The following is a 17,098-nucleotide window of genomic DNA, read 5'->3' as shown; positions in this document are numbered from 1 at the left end:
TAGTGTCTGGCGCATGGCTCAAACGGTGCGCGGTGTGATCGCTCGGTCGGTGAAGGCTCCGGTGGAATTGGTGGACATCGTGGTCCCCGATCCGGGCCCGGGTGAGGTTGTGGTGAAGGTGCAGGCGTGCGGGGTGTGCCACACCGATCTGACCTACCGCGAGGGCGGGATCAACGACGAGTTCCCGTTCCTGCTCGGCCATGAGGCCGCCGGGATCGTGGAAACCGTCGGCGCCGGAGTAACCACCGTGGCGCCGGGCGATTTCGTGATCCTGAACTGGCGCGCGGTGTGCGGGGTGTGCCGGGCCTGCAAGCGCGGGCGTCCGCAGTACTGCTTCGACACCTTCAACGCCACCCAGAAGATGACGCTCACCGATGGCACCGAGCTGACCCCCGCCCTTGGCATCGGCGCGTTCATCGAAAAAACACTGGTACATGCCGGGCAATGCACCAAGGTCGACCCCTCCGCAGATCCGGCCGTGGTCGGCCTGTTGGGGTGCGGGGTGATGGCCGGCCTGGGCGCGGCCGTCAATACCGGCAATGTGGGCCGTGATGACACTGTGGCCGTGATCGGTTGCGGCGGAGTCGGAGACGCCGCCATCGCCGGCGCCAAACTCGCCGGGGCCCGCACCATCATCGCCATCGACACCGATGACAAGAAACTGGCCTGGGCCAAGGACTTCGGTGCCACGCACACCATCAACGCCCGCCAGGTCGACGATGTGATCACCGCCGTGCAGGATCTCACCGACGAGTTCGGTGCCGATGTCGTCATCGACGCCGTCGGACGCCCGGAAACCTGGAAGCAGGCCTTCTATGCGCGCGATCTGGCCGGCACGGTGGTGCTGGTCGGCGTCCCCACCCCCGATATGAAGCTCGAGATGCCGCTGATCGACTTCTTTTCCCGCGGCGGATCCCTGAAATCCTCCTGGTACGGCGACTGCCTGCCCGAACGCGACTTCCCCACCCTGGTCAGCCTCTACCAGCAGGGACGCCTGCCCCTGGACCGCTTCGTCTCCGAACGCATCGCAATCGGGGATATAGAAGCCGCATTCGACAAAATGCATCACGGCGAAGTCCTACGCTCAGTCGTGGTGCTGTAGTCGGATCCTCCGTTGTCGATCAATCGGAGGTAGTTTGTGGCGGGAGGTGTCGGCGTGGCCGCTGCCACAACGGGATTGGCCGCATTGTCCGGCTGCGGAGACGAGAATGCGAGCCCCGAGTCCAGCGTCGATCTGATCTTCGTCGGCGGCCCCGTCGTGACGGTCGACGGCCACGGCACCACGGCCGAGGCGCTGGCCGTCACCGGTGGGAAGATCGCCGCCGTCGGTACGCGGCAGGACGTGCTGAGGCTGCGCACCGCCGAGACGAAGGTGGTCGAACTCAACGGGCGTGCCCTGCTTCCGGCGTTCGTGGAGGCCCATAGCCACCCGAGTCAGATCGCCGCGACGCTCGGCCCGCCTGCCGTCGATGTGCGCCCGTTCGTGGTCCCCACCGGCAAGGAGGTCATGCGCACGCTGGCCGATACCGTCCGGGCCACCCCGAAGGGCACTCAAGTGCTGCTGTACGGCATTGACGTGCTGCTGCAATCGGACCTCCAATTGCCCACGCGCACACAGCTCGACGCGTTGGCGCCGGACAATCCGGTGATCATCATCGCCAACAGCGGGCATGCCGCCTACGCCAACAGTGCCTCCTTCCAGCTCGCCGGCATCACCAAGGACACCCCCGACCCGCTCGGCGCCGAGTACGTTCACGGACCCGACGGTGAGCTCACCGGTGAGGTCCGGGAGACGGCCGCACTGGTCACGTTGGCCACGCCATACCTGCGGGATGTGGCCGAACCCAACGCATATCAGAATCTGCGGTGGGCCTTCGGCCAGCTGGCGGCCGCGGGAATCGCCACCACCAGTGAGCACAGCTATAGCGTGCCGCAGCAGGGCGACCTGTACCGCAGGATGGCCGCCGACCCCAACGTCACGCTGCGCATCCGCGCCTACGAGATGGGCACTCCCGAGCTGGCCAAGGACCCGGCGCACGCGGCGGGGCCCCCGGCGGGCGCGGACCAGATGTTCGCCCAAATCGGCATGAAACTCTGGGCAGACGGATCACCTTGGCAGGGAAACATTTTCACCTCCTTCCCCTACCTGGACACCGCGGCCACCCGCCGCATGGGTCTGGAACCACACCACCACGGCGGGATGAACTACACCCCCGAACAGGTCACCGACCTGGCGACGGCCTTCATCAAGCAGGGCTGGCAGCTGGCCTGTCATGTCCACGGTGACCGCGCGGTGGATGTGGTGCTGGACGCGTACGAGAAGGCCCAATCCCCCGCCTCGGCACGCTCCCGCCTCGAACACGTCGGCGCGATGACCCCGGCACAGTTCCAGCGCGCGGCGCGCCTGGGCGTGCATCCCAGCCTGTTCATCGAACACGTCTACTTCTGGGGCGATCCCCTCATCGACGAGCTATTCGGTCAGGACCATGGCGCGCACTGGATGTCGGCGAAGGCTGCGCTGGATGCCGGGTTGCGGGTCTCGTTTCACAACGACGGCAACGTGTCGCCGCCAGATCCGCTGGGCAACATCGCCACCGCAGTCACCCGCAAGGCGAAGGGATCCGGCCGGGTGCTCGCCCCGGAGCAGCGGATCACCGTCGCACAAGCCGTGCGGGCACAGACCATCGACGCGGCCTGGCAGCTGCATCTGGATACCGACATCGGCAGCCTCGAGGTGGGCAAGTACGCCGATCTTGTGGTGTTGTCGGCAGATCCGCATGCCGTGGACGCGGAGGCGCTTCGGGACATCACGGTGCGGGCCACCTACCTCGCCGGGCGGCAGACCTACGCCGCTCCGCAGGGCTGACCTGTACCGCACTCAGTGCTGGGGATCTAGCATCCCGCGAGAGCTCTTGACTTTGTACAGCTCGTAATCCGCCTGTTGAACAAGCGAATCCAAGTCGACTTTGCCGCCGGTTTGGGACTGCCAGGCGGCGCCGACGCTGACGCTCCAGGTATCAATGCCCGCGCGCGGAGTGCTGACCCGGCGAATGGTGGTGTCGATGTTCTCGGCGCGGCCAGGGAACGCCACCACCAAGAACTCGTCGCCACCGATGCGAGCGGCGATCTCGCCGACCCGTGTGTTCGCCGTGAGCATGGCGGCCACTGCCTTCAACATCGCATCGCCGGCGCCGTGACCGCGCGTGTCATTGAGTTCTTTGAGCCCGTCCACATCCATCAAGACCACGACGACGTCGACGGCATCGATACGGCCCCGGTGCAGCAGGTCGATCGCGGTGGTCACGCCTCGACGGTTCAACAGACCCGTGAGTGGGTCGCGGTTTGCCGAGACCGCCGCGGCCAGGATCGAGTCTCGGCCTCCTTCCAGCACCAGCTGGATGATGGTCGGCATCAACACCACCGCGGCCAGCGTGGGGGCTCCGTAGGTGAACTGCGAGAACCACGTCGCACCGTCGACCAAAACGTTCATCGTCACCAACGCGCCGAACAACGCCACGGCAAACCCACAGTGCGCCACCAAGGCGCATCTACCCAGGAAAAAGGTGGGAAGAAGGCCGACCAGGCCCAGGTACACGACCGCGCTGAGCCTGGCCGTCGGGTCGGAAAACGTCGCTGCCGTGATCGCCAGCGTCACGTCTGCCCACGCCACGAACGCGACCATGCCACGCCGGCTCGGCCAGGGGAACAAGATCCAGCACAGGCCGACGATCACGGCCATCGCCGCCGCTACTGCCTGGATCGTGCGAGGCCACACCCCCTGGGGCCCTAACGGGATGAACTGGGTGGCGCCCGCCAGCACCACGATGGAGAAGCACAAGAGCCCGATGCCAACCTTGAGCTGCCTCAACTGCCCGGCGCCGCGAAGCGCGTCGGTAACCAGGAGGTACTGAAACCCTGGCTCTAGCTGCTGCCGATTTTGCACACCCGATTATGGCCCTTGCAATCACCATGAGCAGGTGCCTTTCGCGCACAAGGTCGCACGCCGATAGTGGCGGGCATGACGACACGACACGGGCGCAGGGCGGCGATCATCGGTGCGGGACAGACCGGCGCCACGGCCGCACTGGGACTGCTGGACAAAGGTTTTGACGTCACCATCTACAGCGACCGCGATCAGCGGAGTTTGCGGGAAGATGTGCCCGCGACCGGCACCGCGCTGATCTTCGGGGAAGCGCAGCGTGCCGAGGCGAGCCTGGGGCTAACCAGCTACCTGGAGCCGGGCCCCACCTCGACCGGGCTCAGTGTGCGCCTGGTCGACGGCAACGAACCCGGCCGCCCCGAGGTCATCGCCTTCGACGCCGACTTCGACCGCGGTACCCAGGGCGTCGCCGTCGACACCCGGCTCAAGGCCGATGATCGCCTCACCCAGTTCCAGGAACGCGGCGGTCGTTTCGTCGTGGAACAGGTGGATCCAGACAAGCTTGACGCGATCGCTGCCGCCCACGACCTGACCCTGGTGGCGACCGGCCGCGGCGGTTTGTCCTCACTGTTCCCGGTGGATGCCTCCCGCACGGTGTACGACCGGCCACAGCGACAGCTGCTGATGCTGACGGTCGCGGGCCTGGGGCACGGGCCCGATGTCTTCGCGCACCGGGGACCCGCCGGTGGACGCCACAGCGCGTTCTCATTCATCACCGATCAGGGTGAGGCGTGGTGGGGCCCGTACCTGCACAAGGACGCCGGACCATCGTGGTCGTTCCTGACCTGGGCCAAGCCCGGTAGTGAATGGGAACGACGGTACGCCGCCGTCGACAGCGCCGCCTCCGCACTACAGGCCGTCACCGATGTGCATCGCGAGTACATCGATTGGGATCTGCCGGAAGTGTTGTCGCTCAACGTCATCAAGGAGGACCCACATTCGTGGATCACCGGTGCGGTCACCCAGCTGGTGCGCCACGGCGTGGGGCACACGGCCAGCGGACATCCCGTGACCGCCCTCGGCGACACCGCCGTGGCCTATGACCCGATCGCCGGGCAGGGCGCACAGGGTGGCCTGGTGCAGGCGGCAGCACTGGTCCACAAGGCCGGTGCGCATGACGGCCCCTTCGACACCGCCTGGCTCACTGCCGCTTTCGAGGAGTTCTACGACCGGCGGGCGCGCGCCGCGCAGTTGGTCACGAGGCTCTATCTCGGCGATGACGAGCTGCACGACTATGGCGATCTGTTCTTCGCGGCGGGCCACGTGCACCAGAGATTCGCATCCAAACTGTTCAGCCTGCTCGACGATCCGAAGCCCTTCGAGCGGGTCACCTCGATCGAGACGGCCAAGGAGCTCATCACCGAGTGGGCGAGGGAACCCGCCGACGCCATCCTGGAGCGGTTCTCCCCCGCCGGCCGGTTCGCCCGGTCCGGGCTGGTGCGCGCCGCCTAGCGCTGCGCCGGGCGGTATGCCGTGACGACCACCGAACCGCCGAGCCCGATGTTGTGCTGCAACGCCACCCCGTCCTTGGTGGCCGCGCCGGCAACCTGACGCTTGTCGGCCTGGCCGCGTAGCTGCCAGTTCAGCTCGGCGCACTGGGCCAGACCGGTGGCGCCCAGCGGATGTCCCTTGGAGATCAGGCCGCCCGACGGGTTGACCACCCATTTGCCGCCAAAGGTGGTGTCCTGGTTGTCGATCAGCTTGCCCGCCTCACCCTGCTCACAGAAGCCGAGCGCCTCGTACACCAGGATCTCGTTGGCAGAGAAGCAGTCATGCAGCTCCACCACATCGATGTCCTCCGGGCCGATCTGCGCCTGCTCGTAAACGGCGGCGATCGCCGCCTTGTTCATGTGCGCGCCGACGATGCCCGCCGCGGTGCCGTCGAAGGTGTCGGCCCGGTCGGTGACGGTGGCCTGTCCGACGATCTCGACGGCCTGGTCGGCGAGTCCGTGCTTGTCAACGAACTCCTCGCTGGCCACGATGGCCGCCGCGGACCCGTCGGAGGTCGGTGAGCACTGCAGCTTGGTCAGTGGCGCCACGATGCTCCGTGACGACAGGATGTCTTCCAGCGAGTATTCGTCCTGGAATTGGCTGTACGGGTTGTTCACCGAGTGCTTGTGGTTTTTGTAGCCGATCCACGCCAGCTGCTCTGCGGTCAGGCCGTACTCGCGCATGTATTCCTCGGCCGCGGCGGCGAACATCCATGCGGTCATGGGCATTTGCGGCGGCGTCAGTTCGCCGAGACGGGTGAGCTGCGGCATCAACGGCGACTCGCGGTCGGTGAATTTCATACTCAGCGAGCCGCGTTCCATCTTCTCGAACCCGGCGGCCATCACGACGTCGGACTGGCCGCTGCGAATGGCGTTGGCCGCCATGAACAGTGCGGTCGATCCCGTCGAGCAGTTGCTGTTGACGTTGTAGATCGGAATGCCGGTATGGCCCAGCTCGTAGAGCGCACGATGCCCGGAACACGAATCGCCATAGACGTTTCCGACGAAGGCCTGCTCAATCTGTTCGTACCGGACCCCGGCGTCATCGAGCGCCTTGGTTCCACTTTCCTTGACCATGGCCGGGTAATCCCAGCCTTCGCGGCTCCCGGGCTTCTCGAACTTCGTCATGCCGACGCCGACGACGAACGCTCTATTCTGCTGTTTCATTGTCACTCCTTGTCGCGTCTCGTCACAAAGACCGAGAGATGAGTTCTTTCATGATTTCGCTTGTGCCGCCGTAGATCTTGTTGACGCGCGCGGCGGCGTACGCCCGGGCGATCGGGTACTCCATCATGTATCCGTATCCGCCGAAGAACTGGACACACCGATCGACCACCGCGACCCCCTTGTCGGTGGCCACCAGCTTGGCGATGGAGGCCGTCGCGGGGTCATTGGCCCCCTCGATGTAGTTCTGGATGCACCAGTCGACGGTTGTCTTGATGGAAAGCACCTCGGCCTTCAGCTCGGCCAGCTGAAACCTGGTGTTCTGAAACTTGATGAGCGGCTGGCCGAATGCCTCGCGTTCCTTGGTGTACTTGATCGACTCCAGCACCGCGGCCTCGGCCATGCCGGCGTTCCCGGAGGCGATGATGAGGCGCTCACGTGCCAGCTGAGTCATGAGCTGGATGAACCCCTGGCCATCTTCCTCGCCGAGCCGGTTGGCCACCGGCACCCGCATATCGCTGAAGAACAGTTCACGGGTGTCCTGCCCGTGTTGTCCCACCTTTTCCAGCACCCGGCCGCGCTCGAATCCGGGCAGGTCCTTGGTCTCGGCGACGATGAGCGATATCCCCTTCGCCCCCTGGGATGGATCGGTCTTGGCCACGATCACCAGCAAGTCGCAGTGTGTGCCGTTGGAAATGAACGTCTTCGAGCCGTTGATCACGTAGTGATCGCCATCCCGGACCGCGCTGGTGCGCACCCCTTGCAGATCCGATCCCGTTCCGGGCTCGGTCATAGCGATGGCCAGTACCAGATCACCACTGATGATGCCCGGCATCCAGCGAGCCTTCTGCTCGCTGTTGCCATAGGTGTTGATGTAGTGCGCGACGATCGGCGAGTGCACGCCCCAGCCCGTCGCAGTGTCCTGGGCAAGCGCCAGCTCCTCGGCGACCACCGCGGAGAATCCGAAATCGCCTCCGGCACCGCCGTATTCCTCGGGCAGGTCCAGGCCGAGCAGACCGGCATCGCCCAGCTTGTTCCAGAACTCGCGGTCCACCTGGTGCTGCGCGCTCCAGCGTTCCTGGTTAGGCGTGGACTCCTTGCGCAGAAATTCGGCGGCATGCTTGCGCAGGTCGCGGTGCGCATCGGTCTCCCAGGACGCGTTATAGGACGGGAACAGTGCGGACATTACTTCACTCCATTCAGGGGGATATCAACCTCGGCGGCAATGGCTTCGAGCTCGGCGATGGTCTTGCCGGAGAATGCGGTACGCAGGCTTTCGTGGGTGCCGTCGGCACCGAAGGCCTGCAGGGTGCGGGCGAAGAAGTGCGATTCGAGCGCCCCGAGCGCGACGTGCCCGTCGGCGCATTCGTAGATTCCGTAGCCGGGGAAGGCGCCACCCAGGATGGCGTTGTCCCCCATCAGCCCGTTGCGCACCGCCCCACCGGCCCACGCCGCGGCATCGGCAAGAGCCACCCGATATGCCGCACCGTGGCCCGAGCCGGCGCGCGCCTGCAGAGCCGCTAACGCGGTACTGACCGCACGTTCGGCGCCCAACAGATCGGCCAGCGGCACCTTCGGCATATGTGGTGGCGTCAGGGTGCCCTGCGCGGCCTGATAGTTGAGGTCGTGTCCCGGTTCGTCGGCGAGATCTCCATCGTGACCGACGATTTCAATGAGCGAGAGCCGTGGGAACTGCTCCTGCGGGGCCGCCAGCCCCAGGCGCCGCAGCGCGGTGGGACGCATGGAGGTGATCAGCAGGTCGGCATCGGTCAGCAGTTCATCGAGCTTGGCGCGGTCACCGGAGTCCTTGAGATCCAACGTGACGACCACCTGCTTCCCGGCGAGCTCCGCGTACCACCCTGCAGCGACACGGGCCAGCGGGTCACCGCCGGGGGGTTCAACCTTGGTCACCGCAGCACCGAGCTCCGCGAGCCGGGAGCACGCCGCGGGCCCGGGCAGATTAATCGCCAGCGACACCACGTTTACGCCGGTCAGGGGCAGCATTGTCAGAGACCTCCTCGTCGAGACAATACAAGTGTATCGTTTCAGATTCGTTTGTAAAGGGGTGGGGTACGATGAGGCCCATGGCAAACCCGCGCGCGACCGACGAGGACCTGACCGCGAAGGCGCGCATTCGCAATACCGCGCTGGATTTGTACGCCCAGTACGGCGAGGAGCGGATTTCGTTGCGTGCGGTGGCATCCGAGGCCGGGGTGACACTCGGGTTGGTGCAACACCATTTCAAGACCAAGGCAGGTCTGCGCGAGGCCGTTGATCAGCTGGTCGTCGACTACCACGTCGAGGCGTTGCGCTCGGTCGAGGAAGAGAAGGACCCGCGCAAGCTCGCCGCGGCCCGCGATGCCGCCGTCATCGCGATGCTCAAGGCGAATCCCCCGATCGTGAATTACGTGCGCCGGGCCGTGCTCGAGCCCTCCGAAGAACAGCTGAGCATGTTGAATGCGTTGATTCAGCTGACACGCGATGAGGTGGCCACCCTGCGCGAGGAGGGCATGGCCCCCACCGATCGTCCCGAGTCCACTCAGGTTGTGTCCGTGATGGTTCGACAGATGGGCGCCCTGCTGCTGCAACCCCTGATCGACGCGGTATGGGACCGGCTGGAGCACGGGGACACCCCGAAGCCCACGCTATCCATCAAAGTGCTCGACTAACCGCCACCCCAAGCAGTTACGGTACTGACGTGACATCACGCAGCCCCGGCTATCGGCCCACCGATGACGAGCTACTCGATCTGGTGTTACCTGTTGTGGCCGAACAGGGTTGCGGGGCAGTCACTATGGACCAGATAGTGGCTTCCGGCCAGGTCACCAAACAGACGCTCTACGCCCACTTCGGCTCCAAGGACGGATTACTCATCCGACTTGTCGGGCGCGAGGCAACCTTGATGCGCGCGATCTTCGACGACGTGTCGATGCCGGAGAACATCGACCTCAATGACCCGGCAGCATCGCTGAGCGAAGCCCTGAAGCCATTCTTCATCCATGCCGCTGCCCGCCCGCTGGGCATGCGACTGCTGGCCGACTCCACCGCGCCACATGTCCCGGGATTTGATCAGCAGGTGCTCACCGATGCCGTGTCCCGGATCATGAGCATCCTCGAACTCTGGGAGCCGGTGCACGACGAGGCCGAGACGCACCGGCGCCTGCTACTGGCGACCATGAGCGCGCAAGCCATCAGGTCGGGAGTCTTGACGGCCATCGCCCACCACATCGACCCCGAGGTCGCGGTGCGTACCTGCGCGGCGTACATCGTTGCCGGCATCAGCACCGCCTATCCGGAGTCCATCTGACCCGCACCCCCCTCGGGTGCCACCGAATTAGGCTCTTGCCATACCCATTCATGCGGTCTACCGTCGAGCTTGACTCTACGTTCTAGCTTCGATGATGCAGCCAAAGGATGTCGACATGGAAATAGATCTACTCGCGGACGAGCACGTGCTACCCGTCGATCGGGAGACAACAGCGACCGCCTTGCGCGTAACCGGTGAGATACCGAAATTCCTGAACGGCCGTTATGTGCGCACCGGCCCCAATCCGCTTCCCGGACAATACGACCCCAACAACTACTCGGTGTTCGGGGTGACCGGTGACGGAATGGTGCACGGCGTGCGGCTGCGCGATGGCCGCGCCGAGTGGTACCGCAGCCGGTGGGTGCGCACACCCAAGGTGTCCAGACTGCTCGGCGAGAAGTCGAAACCGGCCAACTATCGCGCCGGTGTGACGACCGTGTCGCCGCAGACGAACGTGTATGGCTTCGCCGGCAAGACCATCGTCAGCGCCGAGGGCGGTGTCGCGCCCTACGAGCTGACCGATGAGCTGGAAACCGTCGGAACCTGTGATTTCGGCCGAACACTGGAAGGCGGATACACCGGGCATCCCAAGCTGGATCCGGTGACCGGCGAGTTGCACGCTGTCACCTACCAACTCGTCGGACCGGCCGTGGCGCGCTATGTGGTCATCGGTCCCCAGGGCACGGTACGCAAGAGCGTGCCACTGGATGTACCGGGCCGGCCGCTACTGCACGACATCGCCTTGAGTGAGAACTATGTGATGCTCTTCGACTGCCCGCTGGTTATCGACCTCAACCAGTTGACGCGCAAGGTCGCCCCCTCGGCGACTCCGCAGTTCATCACCCGGATGGCGGCGGGGCTGCTCGGCCGATTCGAGCCGCCCGCGTTGTTCGGCCCGCTGGTGGCCCGGGCACCCCTGCCCAAGACTGCCGAGGTACCGCTGCGGTGGAAGAGCTCGCACCCCAGCCGAATTGGGGTGATTCCCCGCGAGGGGCCCGCGACGGTGCGCTGGTTCGAGATCGAACCGTGCTACGTGTTCCACACCCTCAACGCTCACGAGGAGAACGGCACCATCGTCATCGACGCCTGCCGTATCACCGGCCCCGACGATGACTCGCAGTACAACATCGCCGACGTGCTGGGGACGGGGCGCCCACGCCTGCACCGGTGGGAAGTCGACCTGGTAACCGGAGTGGTCAAGGAATCGTGGACGGACGTACGCCTTCAGGAGTTCCCCATGGTCGACCCGCGCCGGGTCAGCCTGCCGCACCGATACGGCTTCACCACGAGCGTCGGCGACACCGATATCGACACCCTGGAAAGCCTTGATGACGCACGCGCCTCACTGATCCGCTACGACCTCGACAACGGCGGCACCACCGAACACAAGCTGGAGGCCGGACACATACCGGGCGAGTTCTCCCCCGTGCCCCGGACCGCGACCGCCGAGGAGGCCGACGGAGTTCTCATCGGATATGAATACGATCGCAGCACCCGGCTGAGCAACATGTTGATCATCGACGCTCAATCAATGGAAAAGCTTGCCACCATTCATCTTCCAGCGCGGATACCGTTTCAGTTCCACGGTAACTGGATCCCGGCCTAGCCGCCCTTGGCCACGATCCGCACCCCGTCCCTGCCCGCGGCCAGCAGATCCTGCAGTACCTTCTCGACGACCTGCAGGTCGGCATTGCTGTAGCGCTGCAGGAAATCGCGCACACCGTGTTCCATCTCCTCGTGCAGCCGGGTGTGCACATCGACGACGGTGCTCCCGTCGGCGGTCATGATGAGCTCGATCTCCTTGCGGTTACCTGGAATCGGTGCTCGCACGACCCAGCCAGCATCCACCAGGCGCTGCACGTGCTTGGACACGGTGCCCTTGAGCTGACCCGAGCGCGCGGCCAGGCCCACCACGCTGACCGGCCCCTCGGCGATCGCCGCCAACAGATGTAGCGACAGCGTCGGCAGCGTCCTGATCAGATGTTCCATCCGGTGCGGGAGCCGCTCGGCCAGGAAATCGCGCTCGGCGTCATCGTCCTCGTCCGGGTCGAACTTGTCCCCCACCGCGCCCACCAGGGTGTTGATGCTGCCGATCAACGCCGACTTGGTTTTCATGGAAACCATATTGCCATCCGGCGGCCGGCCCCGTACATTGTTTATATGGTTTCGATGGAAACCATTTCTACAGAAACTTGAGGAGCACGCCATGAAGGCAGCAGTCGTGCACGAGTGGGGACAACAGCCCGCCTATACCGACTTCCCCGACCCACAGGCCCCCGACGGCGCCGAGATCGCGACCGTGGAGGCATCGGCCCTGACCAACCTGACCCGATCCGTCATCTCCGGAAAGCACTACAGCAGCAAGGAAATCACCCTTCCAGCGATTGCCGGTGTCGACGGTGTCGCCCGGCTGGCCAGCGGCAAGCGGGTATACACCGGATCGATCGCACCGCACGGCCTGATGGCCGAGCGCACCGTCGTCTACCCCGCCGGCGCCGTCGAGGTGCCCGAGCATGTCGATTCTGTGACCGCCGCCGCGATACCCAATCCGGGAATATCGGCCTGGCTAGCCCTGTCCCATGGCGCCGCGGTGCAGCCGGGACAGCACGTGCTGGTGCTCGGAGCCACCGGAGTGACCGGCTCGCTGGCGGTGCAGCTCGCGAAATCGGTCTTCGGGGCCGGGCGCGTGACGGTCGCCGGCCGCAACGCCGAGCGGCTGGCCTGGCTGCGCACCGTGGGCGCCGACGACGTGATCACGCTGGGCAGCGATGACCTCACCGAGGCCATCACCGCGCGGCATGCGGCGCGCCCGTTCGACGCGGTGCTGGACTACCTATGGGGCTCCCCCGCCGAACAAACCCTGAACGCGCTGGCCGCCAGCCATTCGTCGGCGCACTTCCACGCCACCCGCTTCGTACAGATCGGCGCGATGACCGGCGAGACCGTCAGCGTCAACGCCTCCACCCTGCGCAGCACCGGCATCACCCTGTCCGGCGTCGGCATCGGCAGTGTGCCGCCCGAGGCCTTGCTGCGGGCACGCACCGAGGCTCTGCCGAAGCTGTTCGCCATGCTGGAGCGCGGAGACCTGCAGCTGCAGACGCTGGCCCGGCCGTTGGCCGATATCGAAACCGTCTGGGCGGCCAAGGAGCCGTCCGGGGTGCGGGTGGTGGTCACCCCCCAGTAATCTGCCGGTCGCCTGTTTCCGGTTTTCCCGTGGGCCATTCGATGGCACGGTATGGACATGACGCACTTCGCCGAGCTCGATCACGACGAACACTCCCGCACCGGATTGAACGCCGACACACTGCAACGAGCCATCATCGACCATCTGCGGTACTCGATCGGGCGTCCGGCGAGCGTGCTGACCCCCGCGCACTACTACCGGGCTCTGGCGCTCGCGGTTCGAGATCGCATGCAGCAGCGCTGGATTGCCAGCATGCAGACCTACCTGGACCTGAGCCGCAAGGTGGCGGTGTACCTGTCGGCCGAGTTCCTGATAGGGCCGCAGCTGGGCAACAACCTGCTGAACCTACAGATCGAACAGCAGGCCCGCGATGCCCTATCGGCGCTCGGCCAGGATTTCGACGAGGTGCTGGAGTGCGAGGAGGAACCGGGACTGGGCAACGGTGGCCTGGGCCGCCTGGCGGCCTGCTACATGGACTCGCTGGCCACCCTGGATCGGCCCGCGATCGGCTACGGCATCCGGTACGAGTACGGGATCTTCGACCAGGAGATCCGTGACGGGTGGCAGGTGGAGAAGACCGACAACTGGCTCGACAACGGAAACCCCTGGGAAATCGCCAAGCCCGACCTCAACTTCCTCGTCGGATGGGGCGGCCACACCGAGCAGTACCTGGATGAGGACGGAAACTTCCGGGCGCGCTGGATCCCGCAGCGCTTCCTCAAGGGCATTCCGTACGACACCCCCATCCAGGGCTACGGCGTGAACACCTGCAACACCCTGACGCTGTGGAGCGCCCGCGCCGTGCAGTCGTTCGAACTGGACGCCTTCAACGCCGGCGATTACTACAAGGCCGTCGAGGACGAGGTGTCCTCCGAGACCGTCACCAAGGTGCTCTACCCCAATGACGAGCCCGAGGCCGGTAAGCGGCTGCGGCTGCTGCAGCAGCACTTCTTCGTCTCCTGCTCACTGCAGCGCGTGCTGCACATCCTGGAGGATGTGGCCGAGCGGCCGGTCCACGAGCTCGCCGAGCAATTCGCCTTGCAGCTCAATGACACTCACCCGTCCATCGGTGTCGCAGAGTTGATGCGGCTGCTGCTCGACGAGCGCGCCCTGGGCTGGGACGAGGCCTGGGAGATCACCGTGGCGGCCTTCGGGTACACCAACCACACGCTGCTGCCCGAGGCACTCGAGACCTGGCCACTGGGACTGTTCGCCGAATCACTGCCACGGCACCTGGAGATCATCTACGAGATCAACCGCCGGTTCCTCGACGAGGTCCGGTCCCGCTTCCCCGGTGACGACGCCCGCGTGCGGCGCATGTCGCTGATCGGCGAAGAGGGCGGCAAGAGTGTACGGATGGCGCACCTGGCCACCGTGGGCAGCCACGCCATCAACGGTGTGGCCGCACTGCATTCGGAGCTGCTCAAGGAGAGCGTGCTCAAGGACTTCTACGAGCTGTGGCCCGAGCGGTTCAGCAACAAGACCAACGGGGTGACGCCGCGCCGGTTCCTGGCGCTGGCCAATCCGGGCCTGCGAGAGCTGCTCGACGACGCCATCGGCGAGGGTTGGGTGGCGGATCTGACAAAGCTGCGCGAGCTCGAACCGTACGCCGAGGACTCGTCCTTCCGGATGCAGTGGCGAGAGGTCAAGCGCCTCAACAAGGCCCGGCTCGCCGAGTATGTGCTGACGACCACCGGGGTGGATCTGGACCCCAACTGGATGTTCGACATCCAGGTCAAGCGGATCCACGAGTACAAGCGCCAGCACCTCAACGTGCTGCACATCGTGACGCTGTACCACCGGCTCAAGCAGAACCCGGATCTGCGGATCGCACCACGCGCCTTCATTTTCGGCGGTAAGGCTGCGCCCGGATACTTCATGGCCAAGCGGATCATCAAGCTCATCAATGCGGTCGCCGAGACCGTCAACAACGACCCGCACGTCAGCCAGTTCCTCAAGGTGGCGTTTCTGCCGAACTTCAATGTCAAGAGCGCGCACCTGATCTACCCGGCCGCCGATCTTTCCGAACAGATTTCGACGGCAGGCAAGGAGGCGTCGGGCACCGGGAACATGAAGTTCATGCTCAACGGGGCGCTCACCATCGGCACGCTCGACGGCGCCAATGTCGAGATGCTCGAGGAGGCTGGGGCCGAGAATTTCTTCCTGTTCGGGCTCACCGTCGATGAGGTACAGCGCCTGGTGCACGAGGGATACCGGCCCGAGGACTTCGTCGGGCTCAACGACGAACTCCGCACCGTGCTGGATCTGATTGCCAGTGGCCACTTCTCGGGTGGAGATCCGTCTGTGTTCGCGCCGGTCGTGGACTCGCTGCGCGGGCATGACCCGTTCCTGGTGGTGGCCGACTACTCCTCCTACATCGAGTGCCAGGAACGGGTGTCCGAGGCCTGGCACGACGTGACGGCGTGGACGCGGATGTCGATCCTGAACACCGCGCGCGGCGGCAAGTTCTCTTCGGACCGCGCCATCGCCGAGTACTGCGACGAGATCTGGGGTGTGCAGCCGGTCACCGTGCAGGTGTAGCAGCTCCCCGGGATATACACCTTGGCACATCATATGCATGAGCATATGATGTGTGCATGAACACGACCCTTGGTCTTCGTGCCGTGCATAGAACCGCTGTACTGACATCCGCAGATATCGTCTCGGCCATCACCGTGGATGACCTGCGGCGCCTGACCCCGTGTGCCGGGTGGACGCTGGCCGACCTGCTGATCCACATGACCGTCCAGCATCGCGGTTTCGCGGCCGCCGCTCGTGGCGCCGGCGCCGACCCGGCGGTCTGGAACCCCGATACGGTCGCCGCCGCGGTGGCGGCCGATCCCGCGGGCGCCTATCGCGCCGCCGTGGACGATGTGCTTGATGCGTTTGCCGCCGACGGGGTGCTGGAAGCGGCGTTCGCGCTGGCCGAATTCGGCGCGGATGCTTCGTTTCCCGGCGCGATGGCCATCGGCTTCCACTTCATCGACTACGTGGTGCACGGGTGGGATGCGGTGCGCAGCATCGATGCTCCGTTCACACTTCCCGACGACGTGATCGCCGCGGCGGTTCCCATCGCCTTGGGCGTACCCGACGGCGACCTGCGGTCGGCCGAGGGCTCGCCGTTCGCGCGGGCGCTCGACGAGGTCGATGGTGAGCGCGACCTCGACCGCATCCTGCGTCACCTCGGGCGCGCGCCAGATTGGGCCCCTACTGTGGTGGCGTGACAAGCTTCGTCGCTCCCGAGTGGGACAGCTCGGCCCTGGTGGTCATCGATGTGCAGGCGGAGTTCGTCTCCGGCGCCATGCCGGTACCGGGAACCGCCGACCGAATACCCGCGCTCGGTCGGCTGGTCGCGGCGTTCCGCAAGGCCGGCCGGCCCATCGTGCACGTGGTGCGGCTCTACGTTCCGGGCGGCACCGACACCGACTTGCCCCGTCGCGCAGAGATTCTCGCCGGTCGCGAGGTCGCCGCGCCGGGTAGTGACGGATCACAGATCCCCGCCGAGCTCCTGCCGCACGGCGAGCGGCTGGACTCAGAGCTGCTGTTGGCGGGCGGGTTTCAGCAGGTCGGCCCCGCGGAATACATCCTGTTCAAGCCTCGCTGGAGCGCCTTTCACCGGACCGACTTGGAGCAGCATCTGCGTGCACGGGGCATCACGACGGTGGTGGTGGCGGGCTGCAATCTGCCGAACTGCCCGCGTGCCACCCTGTTCGACGCCTCCGAGCGGGACTATCGCGCGGTGATCGTCGAAGACGCCACCTCGCAGGTCACGCCGGAACGGTTGCACGATCTGACGCTCATCGGAGTGAACGTGACCGACGTGGCGTCGGTGGAACAGGAGCTGGCGCGGGCCTGAGGCTTGGCCCGATTTTCGGGACATGTCTCTAGTGCCCGGCTACAAGCGACAACTTGATATCAGATGCCTGAACTGGGTCTGAGCTAAGCGTTGCCCAAATTGGGATTCCAAAGCGGCGTTGCAATTTCACACACAACAGGTCACCAAAGTGACAAGA

General features: G+C 65.4%; 15 protein-coding genes. 10 read left to right on the top strand and 5 right to left on the bottom strand.

Annotated features, from left to right (window positions below):
• Positions 1 to 13: 13 nt before the first annotated feature.
• Together B4383_RS25565 and B4383_RS25560 are read left to right on the top strand one after the other, a co-directional pair.
• Positions 14 to 1,102 carry an S-(hydroxymethyl)mycothiol dehydrogenase gene (locus B4383_RS25565; RefSeq protein ID WP_078291320.1) on the top strand — a complete coding sequence of 363 codons (1,089 nt, stop codon included), beginning with the start codon at positions 14 to 16 and terminating at the stop codon, positions 1,100 to 1,102.
• 36 nt (positions 1,103 to 1,138) lie between these two features.
• Positions 1,139 to 2,866: an amidohydrolase gene (locus B4383_RS25560; protein ID WP_078291317.1), complete on the top strand. Its 1,728-nt coding sequence runs from the start codon at positions 1,139 to 1,141 to the stop codon at positions 2,864 to 2,866.
• Between the two features lie 12 nt (positions 2,867 to 2,878).
• On the opposite strand, the gene B4383_RS25555 is transcribed toward B4383_RS25560, so the two are convergent.
• The gene (locus B4383_RS25555; RefSeq protein ID WP_078291316.1) at positions 2,879 to 3,943 is read right to left on the bottom strand and encodes a GGDEF domain-containing protein; all 1,065 of its coding nucleotides are present in this window, start codon (positions 3,941 to 3,943) and stop codon (positions 2,879 to 2,881) included.
• 75 nt (positions 3,944 to 4,018) lie between these two features.
• On the opposite strand from B4383_RS25555, the gene B4383_RS25550 reads away from it, so the two are divergent.
• Positions 4,019 to 5,392 carry a styrene monooxygenase/indole monooxygenase family protein gene (locus B4383_RS25550; RefSeq protein WP_078291314.1) on the top strand — a complete coding sequence of 458 codons (1,374 nt, stop codon included), beginning with the start codon at positions 4,019 to 4,021 and terminating at the stop codon, positions 5,390 to 5,392.
• Here the strand turns inward: B4383_RS25550 and B4383_RS25545 are convergent.
• From B4383_RS25545 to B4383_RS25535, 3 genes are read right to left on the bottom strand one after another with little or no spacing between them, the layout of a single operon-like run.
• Positions 5,389 to 6,597: a lipid-transfer protein gene (locus tag B4383_RS25545; protein WP_078291312.1), complete on the bottom strand. Its 1,209-nt coding sequence runs from the start codon at positions 6,595 to 6,597 to the stop codon at positions 5,389 to 5,391. The two genes, B4383_RS25550 and B4383_RS25545, sit on opposite strands and share 4 nt — an antisense overlap.
• A 22-nt stretch (positions 6,598 to 6,619) precedes the next feature.
• On the bottom strand, positions 6,620 to 7,780 hold the full coding sequence (locus B4383_RS25540; protein ID WP_078291309.1) for an acyl-CoA dehydrogenase family protein: 1,161 nt from the start codon (positions 7,778 to 7,780) through the stop codon (positions 6,620 to 6,622).
• Positions 7,780 to 8,598, bottom strand: a complete 819-nt coding sequence (locus B4383_RS25535; protein ID WP_078291308.1) for a CoA transferase — start codon at positions 8,596 to 8,598, stop codon at positions 7,780 to 7,782. Before B4383_RS25535 ends, B4383_RS25540 begins: the two co-directional genes overlap by 1 nt.
• 80 nt (positions 8,599 to 8,678) lie before the next feature.
• Here B4383_RS25535 and B4383_RS25530 point away from each other — a divergent pair, with 80 nt between their 5' ends.
• The 3 genes from B4383_RS25530 (at position 8,679) to B4383_RS25520 (ending at position 11,507) form a co-directional block, all read left to right on the top strand.
• Positions 8,679 to 9,263, top strand: coding sequence for a TetR/AcrR family transcriptional regulator (locus B4383_RS25530; RefSeq protein WP_078291306.1), 585 nt, complete (start codon positions 8,679 to 8,681; stop codon positions 9,261 to 9,263).
• Between the two features lie 29 nt (positions 9,264 to 9,292).
• On the top strand, positions 9,293 to 9,901 hold the full coding sequence (locus B4383_RS25525; RefSeq protein WP_176138403.1) for a TetR/AcrR family transcriptional regulator: 609 nt from the start codon (positions 9,293 to 9,295) through the stop codon (positions 9,899 to 9,901).
• 115 nt (positions 9,902 to 10,016) lie between these two features.
• Positions 10,017 to 11,507, top strand: coding sequence for a carotenoid oxygenase family protein (locus B4383_RS25520; protein ID WP_176138402.1), 1,491 nt, complete (start codon positions 10,017 to 10,019; stop codon positions 11,505 to 11,507).
• Here the strand turns inward: B4383_RS25520 and B4383_RS25515 are convergent.
• The gene (locus B4383_RS25515; RefSeq protein WP_078291300.1) at positions 11,504 to 12,016 is read right to left on the bottom strand and encodes a MarR family transcriptional regulator; all 513 of its coding nucleotides are present in this window, start codon (positions 12,014 to 12,016) and stop codon (positions 11,504 to 11,506) included. The two genes, B4383_RS25520 and B4383_RS25515, sit on opposite strands and share 4 nt — an antisense overlap.
• Positions 12,017 to 12,107: 91 nt before the next feature.
• Here B4383_RS25515 and B4383_RS25510 point away from each other — a divergent pair, with 91 nt between their 5' ends.
• Genes B4383_RS25510 through B4383_RS25495 form a run of 4 tightly spaced genes read left to right on the top strand, consistent with a single transcriptional unit; the run spans position 12,108 to position 16,941 of the window.
• Positions 12,108 to 13,085 carry a zinc-binding alcohol dehydrogenase family protein gene (locus tag B4383_RS25510; protein ID WP_078291298.1) on the top strand — a complete coding sequence of 326 codons (978 nt, stop codon included), beginning with the start codon at positions 12,108 to 12,110 and terminating at the stop codon, positions 13,083 to 13,085.
• A 57-nt stretch (positions 13,086 to 13,142) separates the two neighbouring features.
• A complete protein-coding gene (locus B4383_RS25505) occupies positions 13,143 to 15,626 on the top strand; it encodes a glycogen/starch/alpha-glucan phosphorylase (RefSeq protein WP_078291605.1) in 2,484 nt (827 codons plus the stop codon).
• A gap of 56 nt (positions 15,627 to 15,682) precedes the next feature.
• Positions 15,683 to 16,309, top strand: coding sequence for a TIGR03086 family metal-binding protein (locus B4383_RS25500; RefSeq protein WP_078291296.1), 627 nt, complete (start codon positions 15,683 to 15,685; stop codon positions 16,307 to 16,309).
• Positions 16,306 to 16,941, top strand: a complete 636-nt coding sequence (locus tag B4383_RS25495) for an isochorismatase family cysteine hydrolase (RefSeq protein ID WP_078291294.1) — start codon at positions 16,306 to 16,308, stop codon at positions 16,939 to 16,941. The genes B4383_RS25500 and B4383_RS25495 overlap by 4 nt, the downstream gene beginning before the upstream one ends.
• Positions 16,942 to 17,098 lie beyond the last annotated feature (157 nt).

Origin of the sequence: Mycobacterium sp. D16R24, assembly GCF_002013385.1 — a bacterium.
Classification (GTDB): domain Bacteria; phylum Actinomycetota; class Actinomycetes; order Mycobacteriales; family Mycobacteriaceae; genus Mycobacterium.
Note: the sequence above shows the minus strand (reverse complement) of the source record. Positions and strands in the feature narration are given on the sequence as shown.